The organism is Pseudomonas sp. NFACC10-1, assembly GCF_900119195.1.
Lineage (GTDB): Bacteria > Pseudomonadota > Gammaproteobacteria > Pseudomonadales > Pseudomonadaceae > Aquipseudomonas > Aquipseudomonas cerasi.
Window position 1 is genome coordinate 883,779 of record NZ_FPJB01000001.1, and the last position, 15,769, is coordinate 899,547.

The 15,769-nt window shown below is 60.1% G+C and carries 12 protein-coding genes; 7 read left to right on the forward strand and 5 right to left on the reverse strand.

The genetic code is table 11. The annotated features are described in order from the left end of the window. Window positions 1–24: 24 nt before the first annotated feature. The 5 genes from BT119_RS03810 to BT119_RS03830 form a co-directional block, all read right to left on the reverse strand. Window positions 25–951, reverse strand: coding sequence for a GGDEF domain-containing protein (locus BT119_RS03810; RefSeq protein WP_003369702.1), 927 nt, complete (start codon window positions 949–951; stop codon window positions 25–27). A 207-nt stretch (window positions 952–1,158) separates the two neighbouring features. After that, window positions 1,159–1,899: a YciK family oxidoreductase gene (locus BT119_RS03815; protein ID WP_003434395.1), complete on the reverse strand. Its 741-nt coding sequence runs from the start codon at window positions 1,897–1,899 to the stop codon at window positions 1,159–1,161. Between the two features lie 12 nt (window positions 1,900–1,911). After that, complete coding sequence (mupP, locus tag BT119_RS03820) at window positions 1,912–2,583, reverse strand: N-acetylmuramic acid 6-phosphate phosphatase MupP (RefSeq protein ID WP_011268565.1); 672 nt, start codon at window positions 2,581–2,583, stop codon at window positions 1,912–1,914. Window positions 2,584–2,586: 3 nt separating this feature from the next. Then, on the reverse strand, window positions 2,587–3,285 hold the full coding sequence (ubiG, locus tag BT119_RS03825; protein WP_003434397.1) for a bifunctional 2-polyprenyl-6-hydroxyphenol methylase/3-demethylubiquinol 3-O-methyltransferase UbiG: 699 nt from the start codon (window positions 3,283–3,285) through the stop codon (window positions 2,587–2,589). An 85-nt stretch (window positions 3,286–3,370) separates the two neighbouring features. Then, on the reverse strand, window positions 3,371–4,702 hold the full coding sequence (locus BT119_RS03830; RefSeq protein WP_054080850.1) for a TRZ/ATZ family hydrolase: 1,332 nt from the start codon (window positions 4,700–4,702) through the stop codon (window positions 3,371–3,373). Between the two features lie 120 nt (window positions 4,703–4,822). Between BT119_RS03830 and mtnA the strand changes: the two genes are divergently transcribed. The 7 genes from mtnA to rpsA all read left to right on the forward strand — a co-directional run bounded on the left by mtnA (window position 4,823) and on the right by rpsA (window position 15,535). Beyond that, entirely contained in the window at window positions 4,823–5,899 is a 1,077-nt protein-coding gene (gene mtnA, locus BT119_RS03835; protein WP_003434400.1) for an S-methyl-5-thioribose-1-phosphate isomerase, read from the forward strand. A 304-nt stretch (window positions 5,900–6,203) separates the two neighbouring features. Further along, window positions 6,204–8,990 (forward strand): DNA gyrase subunit A, encoded by a 2,787-nt coding sequence (gyrA, locus tag BT119_RS03840; RefSeq protein ID WP_058417419.1) that lies wholly within the window; start codon window positions 6,204–6,206, stop codon window positions 8,988–8,990. Window positions 8,991–9,194: 204 nt separating this feature from the next. Beyond that, the gene (serC, locus tag BT119_RS03845; protein WP_003369720.1) at window positions 9,195–10,280 is read left to right on the forward strand and encodes a 3-phosphoserine/phosphohydroxythreonine transaminase; all 1,086 of its coding nucleotides are present in this window, start codon (window positions 9,195–9,197) and stop codon (window positions 10,278–10,280) included. Further along, window positions 10,280–11,374 (forward strand): prephenate dehydratase, encoded by a 1,095-nt coding sequence (gene pheA, locus BT119_RS03850; protein WP_003369723.1) that lies wholly within the window; start codon window positions 10,280–10,282, stop codon window positions 11,372–11,374. The genes serC and pheA overlap by 1 nt, the downstream gene beginning before the upstream one ends. Window positions 11,375–11,431: 57 nt before the next feature. Continuing rightward, window positions 11,432–13,036, forward strand: a complete 1,605-nt coding sequence (locus BT119_RS03855; RefSeq protein ID WP_072364832.1) for a prephenate dehydrogenase/arogenate dehydrogenase family protein — start codon at window positions 11,432–11,434, stop codon at window positions 13,034–13,036. After that, window positions 13,033–13,722, forward strand: a complete 690-nt coding sequence (gene cmk, locus BT119_RS03860; RefSeq protein WP_002554563.1) for a (d)CMP kinase — start codon at window positions 13,033–13,035, stop codon at window positions 13,720–13,722. Before BT119_RS03855 ends, cmk begins: the two co-directional genes overlap by 4 nt. Window positions 13,723–13,843: 121 nt before the next feature. Beyond that, window positions 13,844–15,535, forward strand: a complete 1,692-nt coding sequence (gene rpsA / locus BT119_RS03865; protein WP_002554562.1) for a 30S ribosomal protein S1 — start codon at window positions 13,844–13,846, stop codon at window positions 15,533–15,535. Window positions 15,536–15,769: the final 234 nt, after the last annotated feature.

A 15,769-nucleotide genomic window follows, 5' to 3' on the forward strand; every position in this document is an offset into this window, starting at 1 on the left:
GCGGGCGAGAAGGCAGGAAGAGTGCTAGCTGGCCATGGCGATACGATTGCGGCCTTCGCGTTTGGCGACGTACAGGGCATTATCGGCACGGCGCAGCAGGCTGTCGGCTGTTTCAGTCGGCAGCAGTGTCGAGCAACCCAGGCTGACGGTCATGGTCAAGGCCGGGCTGAGCTCGCGAAACTCGAGGTTTCGCACGGCCTGGCACAGCCGCTGACCAATCAGTTCAGCGGACTCTGCGCCAGTGTTGGACAGAATCACCACGAACTCTTCACCGCCATAGCGGAATACCCGATCAATATTGCGCAGTTGCGCCTTCAGGCTCTGCGCGACAGTCTTTAGCACATCGTCGCCGGTGTGATGACCGTACTCATCATTCACTTTCTTGAAGTGGTCGATATCCAGCATCAGCAAGGACAGGGGCTGTTTGTGGCGACGTGAAATCTCGATTTCACGGGCCAGGCCCTGATCCATGGCGATGCGGTTGCCGGTGCTGGTCAGTGGGTCACGCAGGGCAGTCTGTGTGGCAATGCGGTAAAGCAGCGCATTCAGCAGCGGGTACACCAGGCAGACCAGCAGCGACTCAAGGTCGCTCAGTTGTCGGGTGTCGAATGGCCTGGCGCCCTGAAACTCCAGTTCGCCGATGCACTTGCCTTCATGACGCAGATGAAAACTGGCGCTGTCGGATGACATCTCGCCCAGACGCAGATGCAAGTCGCTCTCGATATGCCGATACATCAAGCCGCTCAATGGCAGGAAGCGTTGTACGCCCTGAAAAAACAGGGTCAGTATCCGCTCGGCTTCCAGACTGGTCTGCAGTTGTCGCCCAAGCTGATAGACCAGCTCGGGCAGTGACGGGGGTGGAAGTACTGCGTCAGGTCGATTTCTAAAACCGAGGCGTTGCAGTTCAGCCGTATCGAAGTCGATTGCATGGGTCTGGGTAGGAAAATTCATCTCTTCGCTCCTCAGCACATATTGCTGGCTTGGCTGGGTTAGAGGGGACGTGGTGCCATTCGGTTCATTTTTGGCCAGACTTATTAAAATCAGTGGTTTAGCTGACGCCATCTCTCTGACAGTGGCGCCGGATCGGCAATTCCTTGACTTGGAAAGCCGCTCGAAACAGCCTTTTTGACGGTTTTCCGTCACAACGGCCTTCTCCCCTCACTGGGCATTCAACGCCTGTCCGTTGATGCCTTTGCTGTCCGGTCCCATCAGGTACAGATACACCGGCATGATAGCTTCTGGCGTCGGATTATTCTGCGGATTTTCATCCGGGTAGGCCTGTGCGCGCATGCCGGTGCGGGTTGCGCCGGGGTTGATGCTGTTGGCGCGGACCGTACTGACGCCTTCCAGCTCGTCAGCGAGGGTTTGCATCAAGCCTTCGGTGGCAAACTTCGACACCCCGTAAGCTCCCCACTGTGCGCGTCCCTTGCGGCCCACGCTGCTGGAGGTGAAGGCTATCGATGCATCCGTCGAACGCTGCAGCAGGGGCAGCAGTGCCTGGGTGAGCATGAAGGTAGCATTGACGTTGACGTGCATGACCTGCATGAAGTCTTCGCCTGGCAGGTGTTCCACTGAAGTGCGCGGTCCGATGATCGAGGCGTTGTGCAGCAGTCCGTCCAGATGGCCGACCGTGCGCTCGATCATGGTCGCCAAGTCGTGATACTGCGCTGGGTCGGCGCTTTCCAGATCGAAGGGTATGACCAGTGGCTGCAGGTGACCTGCTGCCTTTATCTCGTCATGGACCTGAGCCAGGCTGGCCTCGGTCCTGCCCAGCAGCAGGACAGTGGCGCCATGCGCTGCGTAGGTTTTGGCGGCTGCGGCACCGATGCCGCGAGCGGCGCCAGTGACCAGAATGACCCGGCCCTCGAGGAGTTCCGGGTGCGCGGAGTAATCAAACATGTAAAGCCTCGTTCAGCAGCTGCACAGTGCGTTATCCAGCACTTTGCGCAATTCCAGCGGATGATCGACCACCACGTCGGCACCCCAATGATCGGGGTTGTCGTCGGGGTGAATATAGCCGTAGCGTACGGCGGCGGTTTTTGTGCCGGCGTCGCGTCCGGACTCGATGTCGCGCAGGTCGTCGCCTACGAACAGAACGCTGGCCGGGTCGAGGTCAAGCATCCGGCAGGCCAGAATCATCGGCTCCGGGTGTGGCTTGCTGTGCGTGACATGGTCAGGGCAGATCAGCAGCGCCGAGCGTTCCGCCAGGCCGAGCCGCTCCATGATGGGCTGGGCGAATCGCACCGGCTTGTTGGTGACCACGCCCCAGATCAGACCCGCCTTCTCGATGTCGGTCAGCAGTTCGTCCATGCCGTCGAACAGTTTGCTGTGAACGGCGCAGTCACGCTGATAGCGCTCCAGAAACTCCAGGCGCAATGCCTCGAATTGTGGATCTTCAGGGGACATTGCAAAGGTGGCCGCCACCATGGCTCTGGCACCGCCGGAAACTTCGTCACGGATCAGTTTGTCCGGTACCGCAGGCAGGTTGCGGTCGGCAAGCATTGCCTGGGCAATGGCGATGAAGTCCGGTGCGGTGTCGAGCAGGGTGCCGTCCATGTCGAATAAAACCGCTCTCAGGCGCATCTGTCATGCCTCCCGCAGGGTCTGGATCATGTAGTTGACGCCGACGTCGGAGGTCAGCTTGTAATGCTTGGTCAGCGGATTGTAGGTCAGGCCAATAACGTCCTTGACTTGCAGACCGGCGTCACGGCTCCAGGCGCCCAACTCGGAAGGGCGGATGAATTTCTTGAAGTCGTGGGTGCCGCGCGGCAGCAGATTGAGGACGTATTCGGCGCCGACCACGGCGAACAGGTACGCTTTCGGGTTGCGGTTGATGGTCGAGAAGAACACCTGGCCGCCTGGCTTGACCATGCGGTAGCAGGCGCGGATCACCGAGGAGGGGTCCGGCACGTGCTCGAGCATTTCCAGGCAGGTCACCACATCGTACTGCTCGGGCATTTCTTCGGCCATGTCCTCGGCGGTGATCTGCCGATACTCGACGCTGACACCCGATTCGAGCTGATGCAGTTGTGCGACGGCCAGCGGCGCTTCGCCCATGTCGATGCCGGTCACCGTTGCGCCGCGCAGGGCCATCGCCTCGCTGAGAATGCCGCCGCCGCAGCCGACGTCGAGCACCTTCTTGCCTGCCAGGCCGACACGCTCGTCGATCCAGTTGACGCGCAGCGGGTTGATGTCATGCAGCGGCTTGAATTCGCTTTCGCGGTCCCACCAGCGATGGGCCAGGGCCTCGAATTTAGCGATTTCTGCGCGGTCGACGTTGCTCATGGGTGTCCCTCTTGAACTCAAAATTCTTTTTCATCAGTCAGGCTTATAGATAAGCCTGACTGGCATGTGTTCGGTCCGAATCGAATTATTCGGCTTTACCGGAAATACGCTGGCCCCACGCAATCGCGGTGTCGCGCAGTGCGGGTTCATCCATGCGAGTCAGCCGGCGAGCGTCGAGCAATTGCTTGCCGGCCACCCAGACATGGCTCACGCAATCGCGGCCAGTGGCATATATAAGCTGCGATACCGGGTCGTAGATCGGTTGCTGGGCCAGACCCGACAGGTCGAACGCGACCATGTCCGCCGCCTTGCCGATCTCCAGCGAGCCGGTCTCGGCCTGAATACCCAGGGCGCGAGCGCCGTTCAGCGTCGCCATGCGCAGCGCGCGGTGTGCGTCCAGCGCCGTGGCCGAGCCGGCAACAGCCTTGGCCAGCAAGGCGGCGGTGCGGGTTTCGCCGAGCAGGTCCAGGTCATTGTTGCTGGCGGCACCGTCGGTGCCTACCGCAACGTTCACACCGGCCTGCCACAATCGTTCGACCGGGCAGAAACCGCTGGCCAGCTTGAGATTGGATTCGGGGCAATGAATGACGTTGGTATTGCTTTCCACCAGCAGGGCCAGATCGTCGTCGTTGATCTGCGTCATGTGCACGGCCTGGAAGCGCGGCCCGAGCATACCCAGCCGGTTGAGGCGGGCGAGGGGGCGTTCCTGGCGCTGTTCGACAGCCTGCTCGACTTCAAATGCGGTCTCGTGGACGTGCATCTGGATCATGGCGTCCAGCTCGTCGGCGATCACCCGGACCTTCTCCAGGTTTTCGTCGCCCACGGTGTAGGGCGCATGCGGGCCAAAGGCGATCTTGATGCGTGGATGATGAGCGAGGTCGTTGAACAGTTCGATGCCGTTGTGCAGGGCTTCAGCCGTGGTGTGGGCACCTGGAATCGGAAAATCCAGCACCGGGACGGTGATCTGCGCGCGCATGCCGCTGGCGTGGACACGTTCGGCGGCCACCTTGGGGTAGAAATACATGTCGGAGAAACAGGTGATGCCGCCCTTGAGCTGCTCGGCGATGGCCAGGTCTGTACCGTCACGCACGAAGTCTTCATCGACCCACTTGCCTTCGGCGGGCCAGATGTGGTCCTGCAGCCAGGTCATCAGTGGCAGGTCGTCGGCCAGCCCGCGAAACAGCGTCATCGCCGCATGGCCGTGGGCGTTGATCAGGCCGGGGCTGAGCAGCATGCCGGGCAGTTCCTGCACCTGCACGGCGTTTTGCCGCAGCGCTTCGGCGCGTGGACCGATATAGACGATACAGCCATCGCGGATGCCGATGCCGTGGTCCTTGAGCACGACGCCTGCGGGCTCGACCGGCACCAGCCAGGCGGGCAGGAGCAAAAGGTCGAGCGGTGCTGTAGCGTTCGGCATGAGAAGGTTTCCATCGTTTATTACGTTGATGACGAAGTATACCCGAGCGTCTTCGCAGGCGGCTCGCTATAATCAGCGGCTTTTGATGCTGGGTTTCGGATGTTCAAGATGGAGTTGGCGATGCGCGATCGACTGTTGGCTGCGGAGAAGGTTAAGGCCATCGATTGGCGGGACGACGCTCTGTACCTGCTGGACCAGCGGGTACTGCCGTTCGAGGAAGTCTGGCACCGCTATACCACCGCCGAGGGAGTCGCCGAAGCGATTCGCACGATGGTCGTGCGCGGGGCGCCAGCTATCGGCATCAGTGCCGCCTATGGTGCGGTGCTGGGCGCACGTGCGCGTATTGCGCAAGGTGGAGACTGGTATCCGGCGCTGGAAGAGGACATGCAGTTGCTGGCCGATTCGCGCCCGACTGCAGTGAACCTGTTCTGGGCGCTGAACCGGATGCGTGATCGTCTGATGCGCGTGAAGGACGGCGATGACCCGCTGGCGGCCCTCGAGGCCGAAGCCGTGGCGATTCACCTGAGCGACCGCGAGGCCAATCTGACCATGGCGCAGCTGGGCGCTGACCTGATCCGCAAGCACCAGGGCAATCTGCAGACGGTGCTCACCCACTGCAATACCGGGGCGCTGGCCACGGGCGGCTTCGGCACGGCGCTGGGCGTGATTCGTGCGGCGCATCTGGAAGGCATGATCGAACGGGTCTACGCCGATGAAACCCGGCCCTGGCTGCAGGGCTCGCGGCTTACTGCATGGGAGCTGGCCAACGAGGGCATCCCGGTGACGCTGAACGCAGATTCCGCCGCCGCGCACCTGATGCGCACCAAGGGCATCACCTGGGTCATCGTCGGCGCCGACCGCATCACGGCCAACGGCGACGTGGCGAACAAGATCGGCACCTATCAGCTCGCCGTTGCCGCCATGCATCACGGGGTGCGCTTCATGGTGGTCGCGCCGAGTTCGACCATCGACATGGAAATGGCCAGTGGCGACGACATCATCATTGAAGAGCGCGACGGCCGCGAATTGCTCGAAGTGGGCGGCCAGCGGGTCGGCGCCGAGGTCGAGGCTTTCAACCCGGTATTCGATGTGACGCCGGCAGACCTGATCGACGCCATCGTGACCGAAAAGGGCATTGTCGAACGTCCCGATACCGCGCGCATGGCTCAATTGATGAGCCGTAAACACCTTCACTGAGGCCGACAGGCCCGACCCGTCGCCGCTGTGCAATGCGGCTGGACGGGCCTGTAAGCGTTTCTCAGGCGTGTTATGCGTGTGCGGCTCGCTTTCAGCGCCTGCAAAGGATGTGAGCGCCTCGGCGATTGTGGTAATATCCGGCGGTTATCGGGGACACTGATTGTGGTCGCCCATGCTGCGTAGATTCATGGCATAACTCGTTGATTTGTCGTAAGTCGCTGCCCTGCACATGCTGGCAGCGGCGAGCTTCGTATACCCCGAATGGGTTTGCGAGGTTTCACCAGAAAAAGGAATCAGGCTTCTCATGGGCGAACTGGCCAAAGAAATCCTCCCGGTCAATATCGAAGACGAGCTGAAGCAGTCCTACCTCGACTACGCAATGAGCGTAATCGTCGGTCGCGCACTGCCCGATGCACGCGATGGCTTGAAGCCCGTGCACCGGCGCGTGTTGTTCGCAATGAGCGAGCTGGGTAACGACTGGAACAAGCCGTACAAGAAATCCGCCCGTGTGGTTGGTGACGTGATCGGTAAGTATCACCCGCACGGCGACACGGCGGTGTACGACACCATCGTTCGTATGGCTCAGCCATTCTCGCTGCGCTACCTGCTGGTAGACGGTCAGGGCAACTTCGGTTCGGTCGACGGCGACAACGCCGCCGCCATGCGATACACCGAAGTGCGCATGACCAAGCTGGCGCACGAACTGCTGGCCGACCTGCACAAGGAAACCGTGGACTGGGTGCCGAACTACGACGGCACCGAGATGATCCCGGCGGTCATGCCGACCCGTATTCCCAACCTGCTGGTCAACGGTTCCAGCGGTATCGCCGTGGGCATGGCGACCAACATTCCGCCGCACAACCTCGGTGAAGTCATCGACGGCTGCCTGGCGCTGATCGACAACCCCGAGTTGACGGTCGACGAGTTGATGCAATACATCCCCGGCCCGGATTTCCCGACGGCGGCGATCATCAACGGTCGCGCCGGCATCATCGAGGCCTATCGCACAGGCCGCGGACGCATTTACATGCGTGCCCGCTCCATCGTCGAAGACATCGACAAGGTTGGCGGTCGCCAGCAGATCGTCATCACCGAGCTGCCTTACCAGCTGAACAAGGCGCGTCTGATCGAGAAGATCGCCGAGCTGGTCAAGGAAAAGAAACTCGAAGGCATCACCGAACTGCGCGACGAGTCCGACAAGGACGGTATGCGCGTGGTCATCGAGCTGCGCCGTGGCGAAGTGCCTGAGGTTATCCTCAATAACCTGTATGCCCAGACCCAGCTGCAAAGCGTTTTCGGCATCAACATCGTTGCCCTGATCGACGGTCGCCCGCGCATCCTGAACCTCAAGGACCTGCTGGAAGCCTTCGTTCGTCACCGCCGCGAAGTGGTGACCCGTCGTACCGTGTTCGAACTGCGCAAGGCGCGCGAACGTGGCCACATCCTTGAAGGTCAGGCGGTTGCGCTGTCCAACATCGACCCGGTCATCGCCCTCATCAAGGCATCACCGACACCTGCCGAAGCCAAGGAAGCGCTGATCAAGACGCCTTGGGAGTCGAGCGCAGTGGTCGAGATGGTCGAGCGTGCCGGTGCCGATTCGTGCCGCCCCGAGAACCTCGATCCGCAATACGGTCTGCGTGAAGGCAAGTATTTCCTGTCGCCGGAACAGGCTCAGGCCATTCTGGAACTGCGTCTGCACCGCCTGACCGGTCTGGAACACGAGAAGCTGCTGGGCGAGTATCAGGAAATCCTCAATCAGATCGGCGAGCTGATCCGCATCCTCAACAGCGCGACGCGCCTGATGGAAGTGATCCGCGAAGAGCTGGAACTGATCCGCTCCGAATACGGCGATGCCCGTCGCACCGAAATTCTCGATGCGCGTCTGGACCTGACACTGGGTGACCTGATCACCGAAGAAGAGCGCGTGGTCACCATTTCCCACGGCGGTTATGCCAAGACTCAGCCACTGGCGGTCTATCAGGCTCAGCGTCGTGGCGGCAAGGGCAAGTCGGCCACCGGCATCAAGGATGAGGACTACATCGCTCACCTGCTGGTCGCCAACAGCCACACCACGCTGCTGATGTTCTCCAGTAAGGGCAAGGTCTACTGGCTCAAAACCTACGAGATTCCGGAAGCGTCTCGCGCTGCCCGTGGTCGTCCGCTGGTCAACCTGTTGCCGTTGAGCGACGGCGAATACATCACCACCATGCTGCCGGTCGATCTCGAAGCCATGCGCAAGCGTGCCGATGAAGAAGGCGAGGCCCTGGAAGGCGAGCTGGACGACGCGGAAAACAGCAGCGAGACCGAAGAGGAGCGCAAGGCTCGTATCAAGGCTGCCGACAAGAAGAAGGCTCCGTTCATCTTCATGTCCACCGCCAACGGTACTGTCAAGAAGACCCCACTGGTTGCATTCAGCCGTCAGCGCAGCTCGGGCCTCATCGCCCTTGAGCTGGACGAGGGCGACATCCTGATCTCTGCGGCCATTACCGATGGCGAGCAGGAAATCATGCTGTTCTCCGACGGTGGCAAGGTGACCCGCTTCAAGGAATCCGACGTGCGCGCCATGGGCCGTACCGCTCGCGGTGTTCGTGGCATGCGTCTGCCAGAAGGGCAAAAGCTGATTTCGATGCTGATCCCGGAAGAGGGCAGCCAGATTCTGACCGCTTCCGAGCGCGGCTACGGCAAGCGTACGGCCATCTCCGAGTTCCCCGAGTACAAGCGTGGTGGTCAGGGCGTCATCGCCATGGTCAGCAACGAGCGTAACGGCCGTCTGGTCGGTGCGGTTCAAGTGCTCGACGGCGAAGAAATCATGCTGATTTCCGACCAGGGCACACTGGTTCGTACCCGCGTCGGCGAAGTCTCCAGTCTGGGTCGTAACACCCAGGGCGTTACCCTGATCAAGCTGGCCAGCGACGAGAAGCTGGTCGGTCTGGAGCGTGTTCAGGAGCCGTCGGAAGTCGAAGGCGAAGAGCTTGAAGGCGAAGAAGTTATCGATGGCGTGATCGTCGATGGCGCTGAAGCTGAAGTGGACGATGCCGGTGAAGACCTGCAGGCAGATGCTGCGTCAGACGAAGACGAACCACAGAACTAAGCGGTAACGTAAATCAGGTAAGGGCTGGCTCGTCTGTGCATGCATCTGCATTCCAGGCAAGTCCAGCCCTTGCGGTATTCGGCCAGCCCTGCGGCCGGAGCAAGATTCCCGCAAGGAGCTGCCAGTCGCTGCGGCGTCTGTCTGCTCGTGGCAAGCAACCAGAAACAAGCGCGTACAGACCCAACGTATTTGACGAGAGTGGATATGAGCAAGCGAGCCTTTAACTTCTGCGCAGGTCCTGCTGCGCTTCCTGAAGCTGTTCTGCTGCGTGCCCAGGCGGAACTCCTCGACTGGCACGGCAAAGGCCTTTCCGTCATGGAAATGAGCCACCGCAGTGATGAGTTCGTCTCCATTGCCACCAAGGCCGAGCAGGATCTGCGTGACCTGCTGTCCATTCCTTCGAATTACAAGGTGTTGTTCCTGCAAGGCGGTGCCAGCCAGCAGTTCGCCCAGATTGCGCTGAACCTGCTGCCTGAAAACGGCAAGGCCGATTACATCGACACCGGCATCTGGTCGCAGAAGGCTATCGACGAGGCGTCACGCTACGGCGCAATCAACGTCGCGGCCAGCGCCAAGGCCTACGATTACTTTGCCATTCCCGGCCAGAACGAGTGGAAGCTGTCCAAGGACGCGGCTTACGTCCACTACGCGCCGAACGAAACCATTGGCGGTCTGGAATTCAACTGGATTCCGGACACCGGCGACGTTCCGCTGGTTGCCGACATGTCTTCGGACATCCTCTCGCGTCCAGTGGACATCTCGCGTTTCGGCATGATCTACGCTGGCGCCCAGAAGAACATCGGCCCCAGCGGCATCGTGGTGGTGATCATTCGCGAAGACCTGCTGGGCCGCGCGCGCTCGCTGTGCCCGACCATGCTCGACTACAAGGTCGCTGCCGACAATGGCTCGATGTACAACACGCCGCCGACCCTGGCCTGGTACCTGTCCGGGCTGGTCTTCGAATGGCTGAAAGAGCAGGGCGGTGTCGAAGCGATCGGCAAGCGCAACGAAATCAAACAGCGCGCGCTGTATGACTTCATCGACGCCAGCGAGCTGTACAGCAACCCGATCAACAAGCCTGATCGTTCGTGGATGAACGTACCGTTCCGTCTGGCTGACGATCGTCTCGACAAGCCGTTCCTGGCCGGTGCCGATGCAAACGGCCTGCTCAACCTCAAGGGCCATCGCTCGGTAGGCGGCATGCGTGCATCCATCTACAACGCGATCGATATCAACGCCATCAACGCGCTGGTGGCCTACATGAAAGACTTCGAGAAGGAGCACGGCTGATGTCCGAGCAAGAACTCAAGGCGCTTCGCGTCCGTATCGACAGCCTCGATGAAAAGGTTCTGGAACTGATCAGCGAGCGTGCCCGCTGTGCCCAGGAAGTGGCCAGGGTCAAGATGTCCTCGCTGGCGGAAGGCGAAGTGCCTGTGTTCTACCGTCCGGAGCGCGAAGCTGCGGTGCTCAGGCGAGTCATGGACCGCAATCGTGGTCCGTTGAGCAACGAAGAGATGGCGCGTCTGTTCCGCGAAATCATGTCTTCCTGCCTCGCATTGGAGCAGCCGCTCAAAGTCGCCTATCTCGGGCCTGAGGGGACGTTCACCCAGGCCGCGGCGATGAAGCATTTCGGTCACGCCGTCATCAGTCTGCCGATGGCTGCAATTGACGAAGTGTTCCGCGAAGTGGTCGCTGGTGCCGTGAATTTCGGTGTGGTTCCGGTGGAAAACTCCACCGAAGGCGCGGTCAATCACACCCTCGACAGCTTCCTCGAACACGACATGGTGATCTGCGGCGAAGTCGAACTGCGCATTCATCACCATCTGCTGGTGGGCGAAAGCACCAAGACGGAAAGCATCACGCGCATTTATTCCCATGCCCAGTCACTGGCCCAGTGCCGTAAATGGCTGGATGCCCATTACCCGAATGTCGAGCGTGTCGCCGTTGCCAGCAACGCCGAAGCCGCCAAGCGGGTCAAGGGCGAGTGGAACTCGGCGGCCATCGCTGGCGATATGGCGGCAGGTCTGTATGGCCTGACCCGTCTGGCGGAAAAGATCGAAGATCGTCCGGACAACTCCACACGCTTTCTCATTATCGGCAATCAGGAAGTCCCGCCGACCGGCGATGACAAGACCTCGATCATTGTGTCGATGAGCAACAAGCCGGGCGCGCTGCACGAGTTGCTGGTGCCGTTCCACGAGAATGGCCTGGACCTGACGCGTATCGAGACCCGTCCTTCGCGCAGTGGCAAGTGGACCTACGTGTTCTTCATCGACTTCGTCGGCCATCACAAGGATCCGCTGGTCAAGGCCGTGCTGGAGCAAATCAGCAGCGAAGCCGTGGCCTTGAAGGTGTTGGGTTCCTACCCGAAGGCGGTTCTCTGAAGGTGCGGTCCATGATTCGTTTGTTTTTTACCTTGGCAGGCTGTCAGGTGTGTTCGCGTGGTTGATGTGATTGCAGAACAGTCGGTACGGCCCGTGATCGGTCGTCTGGTGGTTGTCGGGCTCGGGCTGATCGGCGGTTCCTTTGCCAAGGGTGTGCGTGAAAGCGGCCTGTGCCGCGAGGTAGTCGGCGTCGACCTTGACCCGCAGTCGCGACACCTGGCGGTCGAGCTGGGGGTTGTGGACCGTTGCGAGGCAGACCTTGCCACCGCTTGCCGTGGCGCTGATGTGATTCAGCTGGCGGTGCCGATACTGGCAATGGAAAAGCTGCTTGCCCTGCTGGCACCGATCGATCTGGGTCATGCCATTCTGACCGATGTCGGCAGCGCCAAAGGCAATGTGGTGAGGGCTGCGCGTCAGGCGTTCGGGCACATGCCGTCGCGCTTCGTGCCCGGCCATCCGATTGCCGGTTCCGAGCAGAGCGGCGTCGAGGCCTCCAATGCCGCGCTGTTTCGTCGCCATAAGGTCATTCTCACTCCGCTGGCTGAAACCGATCCTCACGCGGTGGCGATTGTCGACCAGTTGTGGTCAGCCCTGGGGGCCGATGTCGAGCACATGCAGGTCGAGCGTCACGACGAGGTGCTGGCTGCCACCAGCCATCTGCCGCACCTGCTGGCATTCGGTCTGGTCGATTCGCTGGCCAAGCGCAATGAAAACCTGGACATATTCAGGTATGCAGCAGGCGGGTTTCGTGACTTCACGCGCATCGCAGGCAGCGATCCGACCATGTGGCATGACATTTTCATGGCCAATCGTGATGCCGTACTGCGCACCCTGGACAGCTTTCGCACCGATCTCGACGCCTTGCGCGACGCTGTGGATGCTGGCGACGGCGCGCAGTTGATGGACGTATTTACCCGCGCGCGCGCAGCGAGGGAGCACTTCGGCAGAATCCTCGCCAGCCGTGCCCGTGTCGACACCGCACCCGGCGAGCCTTGTGCCATTCACGGCGGGTCTGCGGAGGGTGTCAGTCATCGCATCAAGGGGCCGGTGGATGTGACGTCTGCGGTGCTGTTCATGGTCGCGACGTCGATCAGTGAAGGCTGCGACCTGTTGCTGGAGGACGTTCCCGTCAGCTCATTGTGCGAGGGTGCGATCGATATTTTGCGCCTGATGGGCGGAGATATCGTGCTGCAGAACGTCCGCAAACTGGCGGGTGAAACGGTCGCCGACCTGCACGTTCGCTCGACCCGGCTCAAAGGCGCTGACATCCCCGAAGCGCTGGTGCCGCTGGCACTGAATGCATTTCCGGTGCTTCTGGTTGCCGCAGCCTGCGCAGAAGGGCGTACCATTCTGCGCGGCGCGCAGGCCCTGCAAGCCGATGAGTCGGAGTGCGTCAGGCTGATGGCTGACGGTTTGCTGGCTCTCGGCATCGAGGCCGAGCCCGTGCTGGATGGCATCATTATCGAAGGCGGTGTGCCGGGTGGCGGCGAGGTTGATGCTCGCGGTGATCAGCGTATCGTCATGGCGTTTCGCGTTGCATCGTTGAGGGCTTCGGCGCCCATCCGTATTCAGGCGTGCGCGGATGCCGCCGCATTGTTTCCCCATTTTCTGGCGCTGTGCGCTCAAGTTGGCATGCGTGTAGCGCAAGAGGACAAAAAGTGAAAATCAAAGCTCCTGTTATTACCATCGACGGACCCAGCGGTTCCGGAAAGGGCACGGTCGCCGGATTGCTGGCCAGGAAACTCGGTTGGTGCCTGCTCGACTCCGGTGCGCTGTATCGCCTGCTGGCTTTCGCGGCGCGCAATCACGGTGTCGACCTGACCAATGAAGAAGCGCTCAAGCTCCTGGCCGCTCATCTGGATGTTCAGTTCGAGGCGACTGCGGCAGGGCAGGGGCAGCGCATCATTCTTGAAGGCGAGGACGTCACTCACGCCATTCGCAACGAGCAGGTCGGCAGCGGCGCATCGCAGGTGGCCTCGCTGCCGGCGGTGCGCGATGCGTTGCTGTTGCGCCAGCGCGCGTTTCAGGAAGAACCGGGTCTGGTCGCGGACGGTCGCGACATGGGCACCGTGGTCTTCCCGGATGCACCGCTGAAGATATTCCTTACCGCCAGTGCCGAGGAGCGTGCGCGTCGACGTTACTTGCAGTTGAAGGCCAAGGGCGATGATGTTAGTCTGTCGAGTCTGCTAGATGAGATATGTGCACGCGACGAGCGTGACACCCAGCGAGCGGTAGCCCCGCTGAAGCCGGCGCATGACGCCATACAGCTGGATTCCACTGAATTGTCCATCGAACAGGTGCTGGAACGCATTCTGAGTGAAATCGCGCTTCGCGGTATTGCCGGATGACGAAGAAGCGTGTGGGAGACCAGTCATAGTCCCGCAGGCTTTCTTTTACTTGAACGAAACCCACGTTGTCTGGAGCGTGGCAGATGGGCGTATCCTTCGCCCTTGATCAACAGGAATTAAAATGAGCGAAAGCTTTGCAGAACTTTTTGAAGAAAGCCTAAAGACCCTCAACCTTCAGGCCGGTTCGATCATCACCGCGATCATCGTTGATATCGATTACCAGGCAGGTTGGGTTACGGTTCACGCCGGTCTGAAATCTGAAGGCCTCATCCCGCTGGAACAGTTCCACAACGACGCTGGCGAGCTGACCATCAAGATCGGTGATGAAGTTCACGTTGCGCTGGACGCGGTCGAAGATGGCTTTGGCGAAACCAAGCTGTCCCGCGAAAAAGCCAAGCGTGCCGAGTGCTGGATCGTTCTGGAAGCGGCTTTCGCAGCTGAAGAAGTGGTCAAGGGCGTTATCAACGGTAAGGTTAAAGGCGGCTTCACTGTCGACGTTAACGGCATCCGTGCGTTCCTGCCTGGTTCTCTGGTTGACGTCCGCCCTGTGCGTGACACGACTCACCTGGAAGGCAAAGAGCTCGAGTTCAAGGTCATCAAGCTGGACCAGAAGCGCAACAACGTTGTCGTTTCCCGTCGCAGTGTCCTGGAAGCCGAGAACAGTGCCGAGCGCGAAGCTCTGCTCGAGTCCCTGCAGGAAGGTCAGCAAGTCAAGGGTATCGTCAAGAACCTCACCGACTACGGCGCATTCGTCGATCTGGGTGGCGTCGATGGCCTGCTGCACATCACCGACATGGCCTGGAAGCGTATCAAGCATCCATCGGAAATCGTCAACGTTGGCGACGAGATCGATGTCAAGGTCCTGAAGTACGATCGCGAGCGCAATCGTGTTTCCCTGGGTCTGAAGCAACTGGGTGAAGACCCATGGGTTGCTATCAAGGCTCGCTACCCGGAAAGCACCCGCGTTACCGCGCGTGTTACCAACCTGACCGACTACGGCTGCTTCGCAGAGCTGGAAGAAGGCGTGGAAGGCCTGGTACACGTTTCCGAAATGGACTGGACCAACAAGAACATCCACCCTTCGAAAGTCGTTCAGGTTGGCGACGAAGTGGAAGTCATGGTTCTGGACATCGACGAAGAGCGTCGTCGTATCTCCCTCGGCATCAAGCAGTGCAAATCCAACCCATGGGAAGATTTCTCTGGCCAGTTCAACAAGGGCGATAAAATCTCCGGCACCATCAAGTCGATCACCGATTTCGGTATCTTCATTGGTCTGGACGGCGGCATCGACGGTCTGGTTCACCTGTCCGACATCTCCTGGAACGAAGTGGGCGAAGAAGCCGTACGTCGCTTCAAGAAGGGCGACGAGCTCGACACTGTGATCCTGTCGGTTGATCCTGAGCGTGAGCGTATCTCGCTGGGTATCAAGCAGCTGGAAAGCGATCCGTTCTCCGAGTACGTCACTGTCAATGACAAGGGCGCGATCGTTCGCGGTATCGTTAAGGAAGTTGACGCCAAAGGCGCCATCATCACTCTGGCCGACGACATCGAAGCGACCCTCAAGGCTTCCGAAATCAGCCGTGACCGCGTTGAAGACGCGCGTAACGTTCTGAAGGAAGGCGAAGAGATCGAAGCCAAGATCATCAGCGTTGACCGCAAGAGCCGCGTAATCAGCTTGTCCATCAAGTCGAAAGACGTTGAAGACGAGAAAGAAGCGATCCAGAGCCTGCGTAGCAAGCCTGAAGTCGCTGAAAGCACTGGTCCTACCACTATTGGTGACTTGCTGCGCGCGCAAATGGAAAAACAGAACTAAGTTCTGCTTGACCAAAAAAAGGACGACTTCGGTCGTCCTTTTTCGTTTCTGCCGTTCAGGCCCTACAGGTTCGGATGCGCCTCGCTTGCTCTCACGCACAGTGTGAGTCGCTAAACGTCTCCAGTAGCCTCTCAGGCCGTCTCGTTTCGCCTATTGCTCAAGCTCCCTTCCCGTATCTGTCTCCTGTCATGTCGCTGTAATCTGTTCATGCCTGGTTAGACGGTATTGAACATA

What these genes read in the sequence shown, in the direction of transcription:
- BT119_RS03810 (WP_003369702.1), bottom strand. Translation starts at nt 951, where the DNA reads ATGAATTTTCCTACCCAGACCCATGCAATCGACTTCGATACGGCTGAA.
- BT119_RS03815 (WP_003434395.1), bottom strand. Translation starts at nt 1,899, where the DNA reads ATGTTTGATTACTCCGCGCACCCGGAACTCCTCGAGGGCCGGGTCATT.
- mupP (WP_011268565.1), bottom strand. Translation starts at nt 2,583, where the DNA reads ATGCGCCTGAGAGCGGTTTTATTCGACATGGACGGCACCCTGCTCGAC.
- ubiG (WP_003434397.1), bottom strand. Translation starts at nt 3,285, where the DNA reads ATGAGCAACGTCGACCGCGCAGAAATCGCTAAATTCGAGGCCCTGGCC.
- BT119_RS03830 (WP_054080850.1), bottom strand. Translation starts at nt 4,702, where the DNA reads ATGCCGAACGCTACAGCACCGCTCGACCTTTTGCTCCTGCCCGCCTGG.
- mtnA (WP_003434400.1), top strand. Translation starts at nt 4,823, where the DNA reads ATGCGCGATCGACTGTTGGCTGCGGAGAAGGTTAAGGCCATCGATTGG.
- gyrA (WP_058417419.1), top strand. Translation starts at nt 6,204, where the DNA reads ATGGGCGAACTGGCCAAAGAAATCCTCCCGGTCAATATCGAAGACGAG.
- serC (WP_003369720.1), top strand. Translation starts at nt 9,195, where the DNA reads ATGAGCAAGCGAGCCTTTAACTTCTGCGCAGGTCCTGCTGCGCTTCCT.
- pheA (WP_003369723.1), top strand. Translation starts at nt 10,280, where the DNA reads ATGTCCGAGCAAGAACTCAAGGCGCTTCGCGTCCGTATCGACAGCCTC.
- rpsA (WP_002554562.1), top strand. Translation starts at nt 13,844, where the DNA reads ATGAGCGAAAGCTTTGCAGAACTTTTTGAAGAAAGCCTAAAGACCCTC.